Source organism: Methanocalculus alkaliphilus, from assembly GCF_024170505.1.
GTDB lineage: Archaea > Halobacteriota > Methanomicrobia > Methanomicrobiales > Methanocorpusculaceae > Methanocalculus > Methanocalculus alkaliphilus.
On the sequence record NZ_JALJYG010000018.1, the window covers coordinates 18,020 to 32,865 of the forward strand.

Here is a 14,846-nt window from a genome sequence, read left to right on the forward strand (position 1 = left end):
ATGATGCTCTGAAAGCTCGCGGGATGTGGTGTCATCCGGTGATTTTATTAAGAGCATGGCATACCATCTCGCATTCCTTCATTGTGATCCGTGGATGTACCGGAAGACTGAGTACGCTCTTTGCGAGAGTCCGGGCAACCGGGCATTTTGTCTTGTAGTCGGCAAAGACCGGCTGATCAGGGAGTGCAATCGGATAATGAACCGCGGTTCCGATGCCGTTATCTTTGAGATACACCATCAGGTCATCCCTTGAGAGGGGGCGCTCATCAGTCACCCGGATGACATACTGATGGTACACATGCCGGACTCCGGGCATCACTGCGGGGGTGATGATGCCGGGGACTCTGATATGAGTATCATAGTACCTAGCGTTTTCCCTTCGTCGATCAGTGTACTGTTCGAGCCTGCCAAGTTGCACCAGCCCGATAGCTGCTGCGATATTGGTCATCCGGTAGTTGTAGCCGATCAGGGTATGGAGATACTTCTCGCTCTGGCCATGATTTGCATAAAGCCGTGCCTTGCGTGCGATCTCCGGATCATTTGTTGTGATCATCCCACCCTCTCCGGTCGTCATATTTTTTGTCGGATAGAAGGAGAAGGAGCCAAATGTTCCAAAGCTTCCTGCCCTCCGCCCCTGATACTCAGCCCCATGCGCCTGGGCGGCATCCTCGAAGAGCATGAGTGTGTGGTCAGAGCAGATCTCCTGGAGTGCATTGAGATCAAATGGCTGTCCAAAAAGGTGAACCCCCATCACCGCTTTTGTTTTTTGTGTGATCACCTCTGCCACCGATATAGGATCGATGGTGAAGGTTATTGGATCAACATCCGCAAAGACAGGAGTTGCTCCGCACATCAAAACACTGCTGGCGGTGGCAAAGAAGGTGAAGGCAGGGACGATCACCTCATCGCCGGGTCCGATCCCGGCGGCGAGCATCCCGGCATGAAGCGATGTGGTTCCGTTTGAGGTTGCGATGGCATGTTGTGTGCTGCAGTATCCGGCAAATGCCTCTTCAAATGCAGCCACCTTCGGGCCTGAGGCGAGCATGCCGGATCGGATCACCGCTGTGGCTGCTTCGACCTCTTCATCCCCAAGGTCAGGTTGTGCAATCGGTATCAATCAGATCACCGTATGGTTGTTCTTATCGCCCCGGCCGATCCCCTTATAGATGAACCCGGCGTTGATGAATGAGTCGGGATCGATTGTATTGCGCCCATCAACGATCACCGGGTGGTCTTCCCCTGAGAGCCACTTCACGGTTAGAGGATCAAGATTCCGGTATTCAGAATGGCCGGTGAAGATGACGATCGTATCTGCATCGCGGAGAACGGTATCCAGATTGTCTTCTATCGGAACGCCTGCTTCATCATCTGCAACAAACGGATCATGCACCATCATGCCTGCACCATACCCCTCCATCTCATTATAGAATGGTTCAGACGGGGTATTTCGGGCATCACCCGAGTCGTTGATGAACGCCCAGCCAAGGAGGGCAATATGCGATTCGGCAACATCTATCCCTGCACGATCCTGCGCATCTCTTGTCAGCTGTGCCATGTGGGATGGCATGAAGTCGTTGATCGCCCGGGCAACCCCGAAGATCGAATGCTGGCCGTGGGGATACCAGAGCTCGCCGCCGAGCTGCTGAGCACCCCGCTCAAGGTGCCAGGTGTCTTTTGTCAGGCAGTGGCCCCCGACCCCGGCACCAGGCCAGAGGATTGCCCGAGTGATCCCCTCTCCTTTCAGTGAATCGATACCTTTCCGGACATCATAGACATTGACACCCATCGCCTCACAGTGGAGTGCGAGCTGATTTGCTGCTGCTATCTGGAGGTCTCGGAATGCGTTTTCTGCAGTCTTTGTCACCTCAGCCGCGGTTGCCGTCATCGGGATGATGCTACCGGTGGTCAGCACAGGAATGTACAGTTCAATAGCGCGCCGGGTACTTGGATCATCAATCCCACCGACAATCCGGTCGTGCTCCCGGATATTCTTCAGGAGCCTGCCAACCATTACCCGCTCCGGGGCATGGGCGAGTGCAAAGTCCTCGCCTGCACGGAGGCCGGATTCCCCTTCGAGTATCTCCCGTGCCATGCCTGTGGTCGTGCCCGGGGTGATGGTGGACTCAAGGACGACAAGGGCACCTTCTGAGAGGTACTTCCCTGTCTGCCTGAGTCCCTCCTGCAAAGGTCCAAAGTCCGGGATGAGATCTTTTGGATTGGCAAACGGCGTCTGTATGGCAAGGCAGATGGCATCGCACTCTGCAATTCTTGAAAAATCTGCAGTGCATTCAAATTTCCCTCCAGAGACGACCTTTGAGATCAGATCACCCAGTTCCGGCTCATCCTTATCGAGTGGGGACTCGCCCCGGTTGATCAACTCAATTTTATATCCTGAGCTTTTGGAATCCCGCTGAAACCCATAGACTTTCTGAAATTCAGGGGCATCGGCAAAGAGGGCAGCTGCCGGGATGCCGACATACCCCATCCCAATTACGCCGACTGTTTTGATCGGACCGCGTTTCTCTATGATAGCTGTGAGACGGTTCTGGTACTTCTTCTGATGATGGTCGGTCATGGTCTTATCCTTTTATATGATCTGTGGATTGAATACGATGGCAGCGATATTTCGGGGTTCCATAAAGGTAGTTGTCATGCTCGAAGGCGAGTCCTCACTACCTGTATTAACTGCAAGGGAAGAGAACTGGTAGGCAGGATCCCCTTCGATCGTACAGTTCTGGTTCTCTCCTATCACCTGGAAATCCCCCGCTGGATCGCCTCACAGATCCTTAGATTTGTCAGCCCCTCTTCAGGCGTCACATCAAACATTCTGCCATCCCTGGCAGCCCGGACAAATGCCTGAAGTTCGACCTTCAATGGCTCGACCTTATTCACGAGCACCTTCTCGATGATATTCTCCTGTCGGTATAAGCCGTTCGTCTGATCATAGGTCTCCGGTTTCCGGTATACATAGATCTCCTGGGTCATGAAATCGCCCTCGACTGTTCGCTCTTCTTCCTCGATGTATATTGATCGAATCTTTTTCGCGGATTTTCTGGAAGCAGAGAGGTAGAAGGAGGTCGAATCAACTCCTCCAAGGACATGGGCGATGTCTTTGCTTCCGCGTACTGAGAAGGAATACTCTGAATCCGGGAAGAAGGCGTTAACGAGGATGTCAATGTCATGGATCATCAGGTCCTCGACGATCGAGGCATCGGTGATTCTGCCGGATGCCGGATTGTGGCGGTGGAAGGCGATATACCGGGGGGCTTTAGCGATTCTTTGGATCTCTGGGACGATCGGGTTAAAACGCTCGATATGACCGACACCTACAACAATCCCCTCAGGAATCTCCTGTATCAGCTGCTCCGCCTCGGACACGGTGGCGCAGATCGGTTTTTCGATCAGGGTATGCACCCCCGATGCGATCACCTGCTTTGCAGTCTCGAAGTGGTACCGGGTGGGAACCACGAGCGAGACAAGGTCGACCTTCCTGAGCATTTCATCAATCGAGGAGCAGACCTCAGCTCCCGTCTGGGCAGCGACCTCTTCAGCACTCTTTGCATCAAGATCAAAGACATAGGTCACCCCGACCTCTTTTAGTTCATTGTAGATGCGGGCATGATTTCTGCCCATCACCCCCACTCCGATAACACCAACGTCCATCTGATTAACCCCGACTGTTCTGGATCATTATCGGTTTTCATCTTGTAAAACAGGATCTGTACTCTGAGGAGGTTCGAGAAGAAGATAACCAGATTGCACTGCCTGCCCGTTCGTGTGGCAGAATTAATAGTGCCGGGTACAAACAGGTTATCATGCAGATGGCGTACTTAAAATATCCAGCATTAATTCACGGGTCGAAGGATCAGATTGAATGTTCATTATTCTGGAAAGATACCGGAGTGATCTGATCGATGGGTGAGAAACGGCGTATCCTCCTCGTCTCGACGCAGGATTACATCCACCATCCGATCCCATCCCGCCATCATTATATCTGCGAGGAGCTGGCACTCCGGCATGACGTTCATGTTCCACACTTTCATGTCAGCCGGGGAGAAGAGAGGGAGACGAGGCTGAAGGTGCATGAGGCGACGCTCTTCCCCTTCCAGAGTCCGCTGCTTCATTATACACTGAATGCCCCCCACCATTTCAGGGTGATCAACCGGATCATTAAGGAGGAGGATATCGATATCGTTGTCGGGGCGCATGTCCTCGCCGGAGCTGCGATGATCCGGGCAGCAGAGAAACATGAAATTCCGGTTCTCTTCGATCTCAAGGACTGGTTTCCTGACTCTGCTGCTGCTTATTATAATAACCGTATCCTCAAAGAGGCAATCCGGTCGACCGTCTGGAATATTACCCGGTGGAATCTCTCTCATAGCACCCGGGTGACGACGGTATCACCCTCCCTGGTTCGTCAGCTGGCAGAGTATGGGTTCTCTGCCGGGCTCATCACAAACGGTGTTAATACCGATCTCTTCTATCCACGTGATATAGGGGTCTGTAAGCGAGATATAGGGCTCGATCCGGAGAGTTTTGTGATAGGCTTTGCAGGGAGCGTCGAGCGCTGGTATGCCATCGATCAATTGATCAGGATGCTCCCTGAGATCCGATCCTTCTGCCCGGAGGTTCATCTCCTTATTGTCGGCGGCTCCCTCTTCACCGACTATATTGAGGAGCTGCAGGCGCTTGTTCTCTCGCTCGGACTCTCGGAGATGGTTACGTTCACCGGCGGAAAGCGGTATGATGAACTCCCGCTCTACATGAATGCGATGGATGTCTGCACCATCCCTCTTTCTCCACCGCAGTGGGTGCAGATAGCACTTCCAAACAAGTTTTTTGAATATTCTGCATGCTCAAGGCCGATCCTCTCAACCCCGATCCCGGATGTCGAGGCGATCGGGGGGCCTCATCTTCATATCTATCGAAGCCCGGGTGAGTTTGTTAATACGGTTCGGCAGATCTACCTTGAGAGGGTGGAGTATACCATTGATTTCTCCCGTTTCTCCTGGAAGAGGAAGGCAGCCGAATTTGAGACTGTAATAGAAGAGGTCCTCTCCGGCGGGGATCGATAAATACTATCTATTATTATGCCCTGATGCATAGATTGATCATATGCTTAAGGGGTCGAATATTCAGATAACCAGGCGAACGATCAGGTATTCATTCATCGGTGCCTGTTTAATCGCCTTTTCCCTCCTCACTTTCTGGCTGCGGACCCTGCCGATCCCCAGGATTGTATCCGACGACTGGGTTAATCTCCTTGGGAATGATCCCTGGTACAGTCTTCGCCAGATCGAACAGATGGCTCTTGATTTCCCTGCGTACTCCTGGTTTGATCCAATGTCGCATTTCCCGGTTGGTGAGGCAATTTACTGGGGTCCGCTCTTCAGGTTGCTTGCGGTCGTTCTTGTGATCCTGGCGGGAGCCTCCACTCGCCCGGAGATTATGTATGTCGCCTCGTTCCTTCCTCCGCTGATGGCAGTTGCAATGGTACCGGTGATGTACGGACTCGGTGCCAAGCTTGTGGACTGGAAGACCGGGCTTGTCTCTGCCGGATTTATCTCGGTTATCGCGGGCCAGTATGCGTACCGTTCACTGTACTCGTTTGTTGATCACCATATCACCGAGACGCTCTTCTCAGCACTCTTCTGTTTGTGTTTTATCATTGCGATGATGAAACTGAAGGAGAGCGGGGTGAGACTCACTGATCTTCAGAGCCTGAAGAATCCGGTGCTGACCTATCCGGCACTTGCAGGGTTTGCATTCCTCCTCGGGTTTTACAATATGACGACGATGGTGATCTTCGGTGTGATTGTGGTCATCTATACGATCATCCAGATGCTGCTTGACCATATCCGCAAAGAGGCATCTGATTATCTCATCCTGACAAACTGTGTCACATTTTTCGTGGTTATTCTCGGGATCATTCCGTTTGGATTGAAACAGACAGGGTTTGGTGTTGGAGTCTATGGCCCCGGGAACATCATCGTCTATGGTCTGATAATCATCGGCACGCTTCTCCTCTATGCTATCTCCCAGTATCTGTCAGATAATCCCTGGTACTTCTATCCGGCGTCTCTTGTTGGTCTGACCATCGCCTCTCTGATTGTTGGTTTGCTGGCATTGCCAAATCTGACGCGGGGATATATAGGACAGTTCACCGCTGTCTTCGGAATGCGGGCCGAGGTACTCACCGTCCAGGAGGCGATGCCCTGGCAGTTTGCAAATGCAGTATCGGTCTTCAACTGGGGGTGGATTCTTGTTGCCGGGGGGACTGTGTACCTTCTATATCGGATCTGGAAACAGAATAATGCCCCCGCACTCTTCACACTCATCTGGTTTGCCCTCATCTTCCTTGCAACCACCCGGCAGGTCCGGTTTGAGTACTATCTTGCCGCGAATATCGCGCTATTAGCTGCGCTTGCTGTTGGTGCGGTGATGCAGATCGGCGGCCGGGATCTCCTCCGGATGGCGGGCATTGAAAAGCTCCTTGATCCGCAGAATGAGATCCCACCCGAGATGCCCCCCGCAGAGCCGGAAGGAGCAGAAAAGAAGGGGAGGAAAGAGAAAAAACCACAGAAAACAACTGCAGAATCTTCTGGCAGCCCTCTCCGGGTGGGACTCCTTGTAGTGACGGTGATCATCGCCCTCCTCTTTGCCTGGTCGGGTGTGTCCGCAAATATCATGATGGGATCAAATGTCGGTGGTGGAATCAATTCCGACTGGAAAGCCGCCCTTGTCTGGCTGGGGGAGAATACCCCGGATCCCGGTGTGGATTATTATGAGATCTTTGATACACCACAAATGCGTGGTGTGTATGAATATCCTCCCGAGGCTTACGGTGTCATGTCGTGGTGGGATTACGGCCACTGGATCACCTTCGTCTCCAAACGGATACCGCATGCAAACCCGTTCCAGCGTGGTGCAGTGACTGCAGGTGGCTTCTTCATGGAGACGGATGGAGAGAAAGCATCGGCCACACTTGAAGAGTTAGGTATCCGGTATGTGATCACTGACATCGAGATGGCGACCGGAAAGTTCTGGGCGATGGCAACCTGGCCTGACCCGGTGAATGCCACCAGACCATTCCAGCAGGTTATGCTCTACCAGCAGTCGCCCACAACGGGTTCATACCAATCGATTCAGCTCTACAGGGAGACGTACTATCAGACGATGATCCAGCGGCTTCATGTTTTTGATGGTTCGGCGACACCGGCCGGAGAGATTCTCGTCGTCGAGTCAGCTCCTGCATCTGCACTGGGGCTTGGAACAAGCCCATACCCGGTGATCACCAACGTCCAGCAGGCAGACACAACTGAGGATGCACGGCGGTACATCGAGGAATTCACCCGGGCTGCCCCGGCGAACCATTCTGCCGAGATCCTCTCCCCGGAGATGTTTACACCATCGACAGACCTTGATGCACTGCAGCGGTTCAGGCTTGCCTACGAATCCCCGACAAATGTCCTTAGCAGTGGCGGCGATATCCGGTATGTGAAGATCTTCGAGTTCGTCTCCGGTGCAGTTCTCGAAGGAGAAGGAACGATTGAGGTGCCGGTTGAGACGAATACCGGCAGGACATTCACCTACCGGCAGGAGAGCCGGGACGGGATCTTTGTGCTGCCGTATCCGACCGAGGCCGGGCCGGATGATGTGGTTGTGGCAACAGGACCGTATCGGATTGTTGAGACGGGGCAGGAGATTTCGGTGTCGTACCGGGCGGTGATGGAAGGTTTGAGGATTTGAAGAGGAATCTCTCAATTAATTTTTATTTGTGTTGAGATAATCTTCAATTGCCCCTTTGAAGAGAGCAAAGTCTCCAAGGTTTTCCTGCAGGATTGCAAATGCAATCTCATCGTTCATGCGGCCATATCTGTGAACCACCAGATTAAGAAACCCCTTTATTGTCCTCAGTTTCTCATGCATTTCAGACCCGATGACTCCATGTTTCATGAGATGGATGATACTATCCTCATCCTCGCCAGGAACCGAAACCGTTCAGCCTCGATTTTATCGCCATCATACCAGAGACAGAGATCGATATCCGAATCAATCCGTGCCTGCCCTGCTGCAACGGATCCATAGAGGAATATGAACCGAACGTGATCAAAGCCATTGATAGTTTTTATTCGCTCGACTGCTTCGATTGCGAGGTCTTCCGTGGGGTGCATGCCCGGTCCCATACGTACTCAATTAATGGGCGTTCATCATCATATTAGTAGTTTCATACAATAGCCAATGGGATCCTCATGGCGTTTTGGGAACCATGAGATAAGTTCATTCAGGCTGTTATTGGGAGAGGAAACGGTCCTTAGTATCCACAGAGAATGAAGATGAGTTCATCTGAAAGGAGCGTAATCACGGTACAATGATCGTTATAGAAGAGGCTGTCATAGGGCTCACCCTCGTGCCTTAACCATAATATTCGACCCTATTTTCCGAGAGGGGATTATCAGCCTCCCGTTCTCCGATATTCCTCATCGAATACTAGATACGTCTGTCCAACACGTACGTACTCTATGAGGCATGTCCCGTGTCGGTTATCAGGAACGCAGTAAACATTCTCTACTACCTCTTCAGCCCCTTCAAGAAGATGCTGGCACTATATCTTCTGGCGGTCATCGCACTCTCAGGACTGGAGGTATTCCGGATATCGCTTGTATACCCGATCATTAACTATGGGCTTGATGTCGAGAACCAGCACCGGCTCCTTGATACTTTTTATGATATCATCCTTCCTTCAACGCTTAATCCATTTCTAGCATCTGCACTCCTTCTGCTTCTGACAACCGCATTCATCGCCGGGTTTTACGGGATTGTTGCCTACTCGGGGGCATATGTCTTTGCAGCGGTACGGGATTCGCTTGACAGGCGGATCTTTGCCCGCCTGATTGGCAATGATTACAGTTATTTTGCCGCAAAGAAGCAGGGCGATCTGCTGTATATCGGGCAGGGAGCGGTGACAGAGTCCGGCCAGGCGATCAACCAGTTCATGGAATGCGTTAAGAACTCCCTGATGGCACTGCTCTATTTCCTTTTTATCATCTATCTCTCCTTCTGGCTAGCTTTCGCACTGGTGATCCTCGGAATAATCTATGCATATCTTATCAGGCAGCAGCTCTTCACCCGTGTCTACCGGAACAGTTCAGCTTTGAATACTGCACTTATGCAGAAGTCCGTTGCCTACCAGGAGTTCATCTCCGGGATCAAGACGATCTTTATCACGGGTTCACATTCTTTCTGGGCTGAAAAATATGATGCTGCTGTTTCGAAGCTCAGGCAGGCATATACTTTTGTGAATGCCCTTGGAAAGCTTCCATCGATCATCAATGATTTCCTGATGTTCTCGGTGATTGCAATCGGCGCTCTTGCCCTCTATATCTCAACAGGTGGGGATTTTCTCTCCTATGTTGGTCTTTTTGGAACATTCATGCTCGCGCTGTACCGGCTTGTGCCAACGGCAAGTGCCGCGCAGAGTAATCTCACCTATATGGTCCAGTACCTGCCTGCTCTAGAGCTCGTGTATGCTGAACTCATCCAGGAAGAGAGTGAGCGCGAGAAGAAGAGGCTGCGGGGCGGGGGCCTCCCCCTCTCCTTTGATCAATCAATTGCGTTTGAAGGGGTAGGGTTCCGGTACCCGGATGCGGCCGGGGATACGATCAGTGATCTCTCGTTTGCAATTCAAAAGAATACCTCTGTTGCTATCGTCGGCGACTCCGGATCCGGCAAGACGACGATTGCAAACCTTCTCGCTCTCCTATATTCTCCAGATTCCGGCAGGATCGCAATTGACGGGGTGGATATCAACGAGTTTGATCAGGTCAGCTATCTCCGGTCACTCGGATACATCGGCCAGGAGACCTTCATCTACAATGATTCTATCAGGGAGAATATCCGGTTTGGCCTCGACTGCACCGATGACGAGATCATCGAGGCGGCCCGGCGTGCCGATGCCCATGAATTCATCATGCGAACCGATCATGGCTATGCTACGATCATCGGCGACCAGGGAATGAAGCTCTCAGGGGGGCAGCGACAGCGGGTGGCGATTGCCCGGATTATCCTGCGGAACCCGGAGATCCTGCTGCTGGATGAGGCGACCAGTTCGCTTGATAATATCTCTGAGAAGCGGATCATCGAATCTGTCAAGCGGCTTTCTGAAAATATGACGGTGATTACGATCGCTCATAGACTGTCGACGATCCAGGATGCCCATGTGATCCATGTCCTGAAGGCAGGGAGAATTGTGGAGAGCGGAAGTCATGAGGAGCTGTTGGAGCGGAAGGGAGAGTATTATCGGTTGTACCTTGGGCAAGAGCAGAAGGAGGACCGGGATGAGGGTGGGGAGTGATGGGAGATGTTCTTTGTGTGGAAGCTCACGGGGATACTGTATCTTATCAAAGCACTTATCGTCCCTTTTTGCTCATAGTCTGTGAGAATAAAAGAGTTATTAGCATTTTGTAAAAAAACGAATTGTAGTATTGATGTGTTGATTATTGAATTTAATCAGTGATTTGAATGATATATAATGACTCACAGATAAGAAAAATCAAATTCGGCTCGAAAGCCGAGACGCTTGCACAAATCAATAATTTATCATTATCATGTACGATACCGCCCTTCACATTCTTCTCTCGAAAAGACTGGAGAATTCAGTCAGCTTCCCTGCTGGAAAAGATATCAAAATCATTCCAACCTTATCTTGTTGCAGTACGCAGCTCGGCTGCCTGTGAAGACGGAATCGGTCTGTCAAATGCCGGGGCATTTGAATCTATCCTCAATATTAATCCAGACAATACAAAAGAACTTCGTGAAGCGATTGAAAAGGTATTCGCCTCTTATCCTGAAAAGGACGAAGCAGATCAGGTTCTTGTTCAACAGATGGTTACAGGGATTGCCGTCAGTGGTGTCATCCTAACCCGCTTCGTTGATGATGGATCTCCCTATTATGTGCTCAACTATGATGACGAGACCGGCCGAACCGATTCCATCACAGGCGGTACCGGCGTTCACAAGACGGTGATGGTGTACCGGAAATATAAGGAAGAATATTTCGATTCTCCCCGTGTCCGAAAGATGCTTGCTTTAGCTCAGGAAATTGAAGAGATCTGTGGGTGGGTCCCCCTTGATATCGAGTTTGCCATTGATCATGATGGCTCCGTGTATCTATTACATGTTCGGAGGATCAGCACCGTTGGAGGCTGGCATCCGGATACAGAACACCGGGTATCTCGTGTAATCCCCCAGGTAGAACGCTTTATTGAGCACCTCTCTGCACGAAGAAAAGGTCTTTTCGGGGCATCGTCGATATTTGGCAATATGCCGGATTGGAATCCTGCAGAACTGATTGGTCCTATCCCTTCTCCCCTCGCCGCATCACTCTTCCGAAAACTGATCTCTTCGAATGCCTGGAGTGTTGCACGGGCGCAGATGGGCTACCATAAGATACCCCGTACAGAGTTGATGGTGCTCATCGGCGGGCGGGCATATATTGATGTCCGGGCCAGTTTCAACTCATTTCTCCCAAAGGGGATCCCTGAAGAGATTGGAGAGAAGCTGATCAATGCATGGCTTGCCAGACTCTCGGCCAACCCAAGTCTCCATGATAAAGTCGAGTTTGAGGTTGCCCACACAGTGCTGGACTTCACATTTGATACCGTATTTGCTGAGCGATATGGTGACGTTCTAACTCCTGAGGAGACTTGTATCTTCAAAGCCTGCCTTCAGGAATTTACGAACAATGTTCTTGATATGAGCGCTGCTGGCAACCTGCCAATGGCTCTCTTCAGGATTGATAGCCTGGCAGAGAATCAGAGCAATGGTGTCCTCGCAATCAAGACAGAGAGCCCTGTTGCTCTGGCAGCGTTTATTGCCGATCTTCTGGAAGACTGCATTCAGTATGGCACCATTCCGTTTACCATCATTGCCCGGCACGGGTTCATAGCTGAGACACTGCTTCGCTCTGCCATACAACGCGGCGCGATCACCAGGGAACGGGTAGCAGAATTCAAATCATCATTCAATACAATTATGGGAGAACTGGCACATGATACGCAGGCAGTCTGCGAAGGCCGCCTTGATGAAGCTGTATTTCACGAGCGCTACGGTCACCTGCGGCCCGGAACTTTTGATATCATGTCACCCTGTTACCGGGATCGACCCGATCTCTTTGACAACTGCAACATAGCAGATAGAGCGGATCATCAGGATCCATTCACTTTAACTGATGAGGAAGAGCAGGCAATCAATACACTCTTGCAGGAAGCGGGTCTTGACTCCATAGACGCAAAAGGACTCTTTGCATATGCTCAGGTAGCAATCTGCGGGAGGGAGTATGGGAAGTTTGTCTTCTCCCGCAATCTTTCAGCAGCGCTTGAGGCTATCGCATCATGGGGTGAATTTTATACCCTCGGGAGAGAGGACCTCTCTTATCTCACGATTGATGATATCATCAACAGCTGCTACACCTCAACACGGGATGAGATGACATCTGTCCTGATGCAGAAAGTAGATCAGGCACGCATCGGACAATCTTTTGCCAAACTGTTGAAACTCAGTTATCTGATTCGTGGTGTCCGGGATATTCATGTCGTACCTATACATCGCTCTGATCCGAATTTTATCACACAGAAGAAGATCGAGAGGCCTTGCAAGTTCCTTGATGCAACAACGCTCAATTCAGGTTCACTGAAAGATTATATCATCTGTATCGACAATGCCGATCCCGGTTTTGACTGGATCTTTTCAAAAAGTATTGCAGGATTAATAACAAAATATGGGGGGGCAAACTCTCATATGGCGATCCGTTGTGCCGAACTGCAGCTGCCTGCTGCCATCGGCTGTGGTGAGGATCTCTTTGAAAGGTTACGGAACTGCCGGAAGATTGTACTGAATTGTGAATCAAGGGTAATCAGACCGCTGGGGTATTATGAGGGGTAGTACGGATCTCCGTCTGGGTCTATCCATGCGGGTTGTGGAGGCGACCGGATATGTTGAGCCTCGTGATGCCCTGGCACAGGACTGGTCGGTCTTTCTAAAGCGTGTGCTCCCGAACGTCCATTGGATTCCTGTGCCCAATATTGGGAAGGACGTTAGTGAATTAATTGAGTACTGGGGTTTGAATGGTTTCATCCTGACAGGTGGGAACAATATCTATGATGCTCCAATACGTGATGAAACCGAATTGACTATGCTGGAGTATGCAACCCGGAATACATTGCCGGTCCTTGGGGTCTGCCGGGGGATGCAGATGATCTGCCATTACTATAATCAGAGTCCTCTCCCCTGCCAGAATCCTCACAACCATGTTGCAACAATCCACAGGGTACATTTGACAGACAATTTTCTGCAATGGGATGAAGATGAATTGACGGTCAACTCATTCCATGAGCAGTGTGTGGGTACAGGCGATCATTTTAGAGGAGAGTTAAAGTCATTTGCCATTGCCGATGATGGACTTGTTGAGGGGGTCATAAATGCCGAAAAGACGTTGCTTGGTATCATGTGGCATCCCGAGAGAGAGAATCCGGCGTCAGACTTTGACGAATATCTAATTAGAACTTTCTTTTCGAGATAAGAGGAATAAAAATGCGTGGAATCATACTTGCAGCAGGACGCGGTTCACGACTGGACCGAAGAACCGATGACAGGCCGAAATGCCTGGTGGAGCTATCCGGACATCCGCTATTAGAGTGGCAACTGGGAGCGATGCATAATGCAGGCATCGATGATATTCTTGTTGTCAGAGGATATCGCGGTGAGATGATAAAAGGAGCATTTGAGGTGCGTGATAACCCCGACTGGCCGCAGACACACATGGTAGCAAGCCTGATGTGTGCCCATGAATGGCTTGCTGAGGATGAGTGTATTATATCATACTCTGATATCGTGTATGGTGCAGATGCCATTACTCAGTTGAGTAATGCGGATGGATCACTTGCCATCCTCTATGATACACGGTGGCGCGAACTCTGGCAGGAGCGGTTTGATGATCCGCTCTCTGATGCAGAGAGTTTCTCTGTTGATGAGAATGGAAATATTCTGGATATTGGGCGGAAAGGAGTTTCATTTGATGATATCCATGGACAATACATGGGTTTGTTGAAGTTCACTCCTGAATCATACCGGTGGATTGCTACACTGCTTGATAATCAGGTCGAGTTGAAGAACAAACTGGATATGACGTCTCTACTATCACGCCTTATTCAGGACGGACATTCTATTCAGGGAGTACCCTGGGATGGGGTATGGTGCGAGGTTGATGATGGATCTGATCTTGAAGTTGCTGAAGGAAAGGTTCGGGCAGGAGAGCTTGTTTTTCCCAAATAGTTCAAAACGATTTGTTGAGGTTCTCTGATATGATCATATGGCTGGTAGGGTTGTCCGGGTCAGGGAAGACAACCATTGGAAGAGAGATGTATAAGCTCTGGAAGCCTCATGCTCCAAATACCGTCATGGTTGATGGGGACGATGTCCGGAGGATACTTGGCTGTGATACCGAGCCCCGTGACTATACAATGGAGGGGCGAAGAAATCTGGCCATGCAATATGCTGAGATCTGTTTATGGCTGGATGAACAGGATATTAATGTGATCTGCTGTACCATCAGTAACTTTGAAGATATCTATATCAATAATCGGGAGCGGTTTTCTAAGTACTATCAGGTCTTTATTGATGCACCAATTGAACTTCTGAAAAAGAGAGATCCGAAGGGTCTTTACAGCCGGGCAGCAGCGGGTACAGAAACAAGAGTTTTTCGATTAACCCCCCCAACAACGATCACTTGAGGGTTGAAAACCCTACAACAAACCCAAATTTGCAAAAAAAAATAGGTTACAACCGCC

At 50.5% G+C, this 14,846-nt stretch carries 12 protein-coding genes; 7 read left to right on the forward strand and 5 right to left on the reverse strand.

The genetic code is table 11. The annotated features are described in order from the left end of the window. Positions 1-31: 31 nt before the first annotated feature. The 3 genes from J2T58_RS10095 to J2T58_RS10105 all read right to left on the reverse strand — a co-directional run bounded on the left by J2T58_RS10095 (position 32) and on the right by J2T58_RS10105 (position 3,663). Complete coding sequence (locus J2T58_RS10095) at positions 32-1,117, reverse strand: DegT/DnrJ/EryC1/StrS family aminotransferase (protein ID WP_253489567.1); 1,086 nt, start codon at positions 1,115-1,117, stop codon at positions 32-34. Then, complete coding sequence (locus J2T58_RS10100; RefSeq protein WP_253489569.1) at positions 1,118-2,575, reverse strand: nucleotide sugar dehydrogenase; 1,458 nt, start codon at positions 2,573-2,575, stop codon at positions 1,118-1,120. It abuts the gene before it with no gap. Between the two features lie 173 nt (positions 2,576-2,748). After that, on the reverse strand, positions 2,749-3,663 hold the full coding sequence (locus J2T58_RS10105) for a Gfo/Idh/MocA family protein (RefSeq protein ID WP_253489571.1): 915 nt from the start codon (positions 3,661-3,663) through the stop codon (positions 2,749-2,751). A 251-nt stretch (positions 3,664-3,914) separates the two neighbouring features. Here J2T58_RS10105 and J2T58_RS10110 point away from each other — a divergent pair, with 251 nt between their 5' ends. Both J2T58_RS10110 and J2T58_RS10115 read left to right on the forward strand, forming a co-directional pair. Continuing rightward, positions 3,915-5,075 carry a glycosyltransferase gene (locus tag J2T58_RS10110; protein ID WP_253489574.1) on the forward strand — a complete coding sequence of 387 codons (1,161 nt, stop codon included), beginning with the start codon at positions 3,915-3,917 and terminating at the stop codon, positions 5,073-5,075. A 40-nt stretch (positions 5,076-5,115) separates the two neighbouring features. Next, positions 5,116-7,749, forward strand: a complete 2,634-nt coding sequence (locus tag J2T58_RS10115; RefSeq protein ID WP_253489577.1) for an oligosaccharyl transferase, archaeosortase A system-associated — start codon at positions 5,116-5,118, stop codon at positions 7,747-7,749. 15 nt (positions 7,750-7,764) lie between these two features. Here J2T58_RS10115 and J2T58_RS10120 read toward each other — a convergent pair whose 3' ends face one another. Both J2T58_RS10120 and J2T58_RS10125 read right to left on the reverse strand, forming a co-directional pair. Further along, complete coding sequence (locus J2T58_RS10120; RefSeq protein ID WP_253489580.1) at positions 7,765-7,956, reverse strand: HepT-like ribonuclease domain-containing protein; 192 nt, start codon at positions 7,954-7,956, stop codon at positions 7,765-7,767. Next, positions 7,953-8,174, reverse strand: coding sequence for a nucleotidyltransferase domain-containing protein (locus J2T58_RS10125; protein WP_253489583.1), 222 nt, complete (start codon positions 8,172-8,174; stop codon positions 7,953-7,955). The genes J2T58_RS10120 and J2T58_RS10125 overlap by 4 nt, the downstream gene beginning before the upstream one ends. A gap of 362 nt (positions 8,175-8,536) precedes the next feature. Between J2T58_RS10125 and J2T58_RS10130 the strand changes: the two genes are divergently transcribed. The 5 genes from J2T58_RS10130 (at position 8,537) to J2T58_RS10150 (ending at position 14,789) form a co-directional block, all read left to right on the forward strand. Continuing rightward, entirely contained in the window at positions 8,537-10,354 is a 1,818-nt protein-coding gene (locus J2T58_RS10130) for an ABC transporter ATP-binding protein (RefSeq protein WP_253489585.1), read from the forward strand. 167 nt (positions 10,355-10,521) lie between these two features. Continuing rightward, entirely contained in the window at positions 10,522-12,942 is a 2,421-nt protein-coding gene (locus J2T58_RS10135; RefSeq protein WP_253489586.1) for a PEP/pyruvate-binding domain-containing protein, read from the forward strand. Then, positions 12,932-13,579: a gamma-glutamyl-gamma-aminobutyrate hydrolase family protein gene (locus tag J2T58_RS10140; protein WP_253489588.1), complete on the forward strand. Its 648-nt coding sequence runs from the start codon at positions 12,932-12,934 to the stop codon at positions 13,577-13,579. Before J2T58_RS10135 ends, J2T58_RS10140 begins: the two co-directional genes overlap by 11 nt. Before the next feature lie 11 nt (positions 13,580-13,590). Beyond that, on the forward strand, positions 13,591-14,331 hold the full coding sequence (locus J2T58_RS10145) for a phosphocholine cytidylyltransferase family protein (protein WP_253489590.1): 741 nt from the start codon (positions 13,591-13,593) through the stop codon (positions 14,329-14,331). Positions 14,332-14,360: 29 nt separating this feature from the next. Further along, the gene (locus tag J2T58_RS10150) at positions 14,361-14,789 is read left to right on the forward strand and encodes an adenylyl-sulfate kinase (protein ID WP_253489592.1); all 429 of its coding nucleotides are present in this window, start codon (positions 14,361-14,363) and stop codon (positions 14,787-14,789) included. The last annotated feature ends 57 nt before the right edge of the window (positions 14,790-14,846 follow it).

What these genes read in the sequence shown, in the direction of transcription:
- J2T58_RS10105 (WP_253489571.1), bottom strand. Translation starts at nt 3,663, where the DNA reads ATGGACGTTGGTGTTATCGGAGTGGGGGTGATGGGCAGAAATCATGCC.
- J2T58_RS10115 (WP_253489577.1), top strand. Translation starts at nt 5,116, where the DNA reads ATGCTTAAGGGGTCGAATATTCAGATAACCAGGCGAACGATCAGGTAT.
- J2T58_RS10150 (WP_253489592.1), top strand. Translation starts at nt 14,361, where the DNA reads ATGATCATATGGCTGGTAGGGTTGTCCGGGTCAGGGAAGACAACCATT.
- J2T58_RS10140 (WP_253489588.1), top strand. Translation starts at nt 12,932, where the DNA reads ATGAGGGGTAGTACGGATCTCCGTCTGGGTCTATCCATGCGGGTTGTG.
- J2T58_RS10125 (WP_253489583.1), bottom strand. Translation starts at nt 8,174, where the DNA reads ATGCACCCCACGGAAGACCTCGCAATCGAAGCAGTCGAGCGAATAAAA.
- J2T58_RS10145 (WP_253489590.1), top strand. Translation starts at nt 13,591, where the DNA reads ATGCGTGGAATCATACTTGCAGCAGGACGCGGTTCACGACTGGACCGA.
- J2T58_RS10100 (WP_253489569.1), bottom strand. Translation starts at nt 2,575, where the DNA reads ATGACCGACCATCATCAGAAGAAGTACCAGAACCGTCTCACAGCTATC.
- J2T58_RS10135 (WP_253489586.1), top strand. Translation starts at nt 10,522, where the DNA reads ATGATATATAATGACTCACAGATAAGAAAAATCAAATTCGGCTCGAAA.
- J2T58_RS10120 (WP_253489580.1), bottom strand. Translation starts at nt 7,956, where the DNA reads ATGAAACATGGAGTCATCGGGTCTGAAATGCATGAGAAACTGAGGACA.
- J2T58_RS10110 (WP_253489574.1), top strand. Translation starts at nt 3,915, where the DNA reads ATGGGTGAGAAACGGCGTATCCTCCTCGTCTCGACGCAGGATTACATC.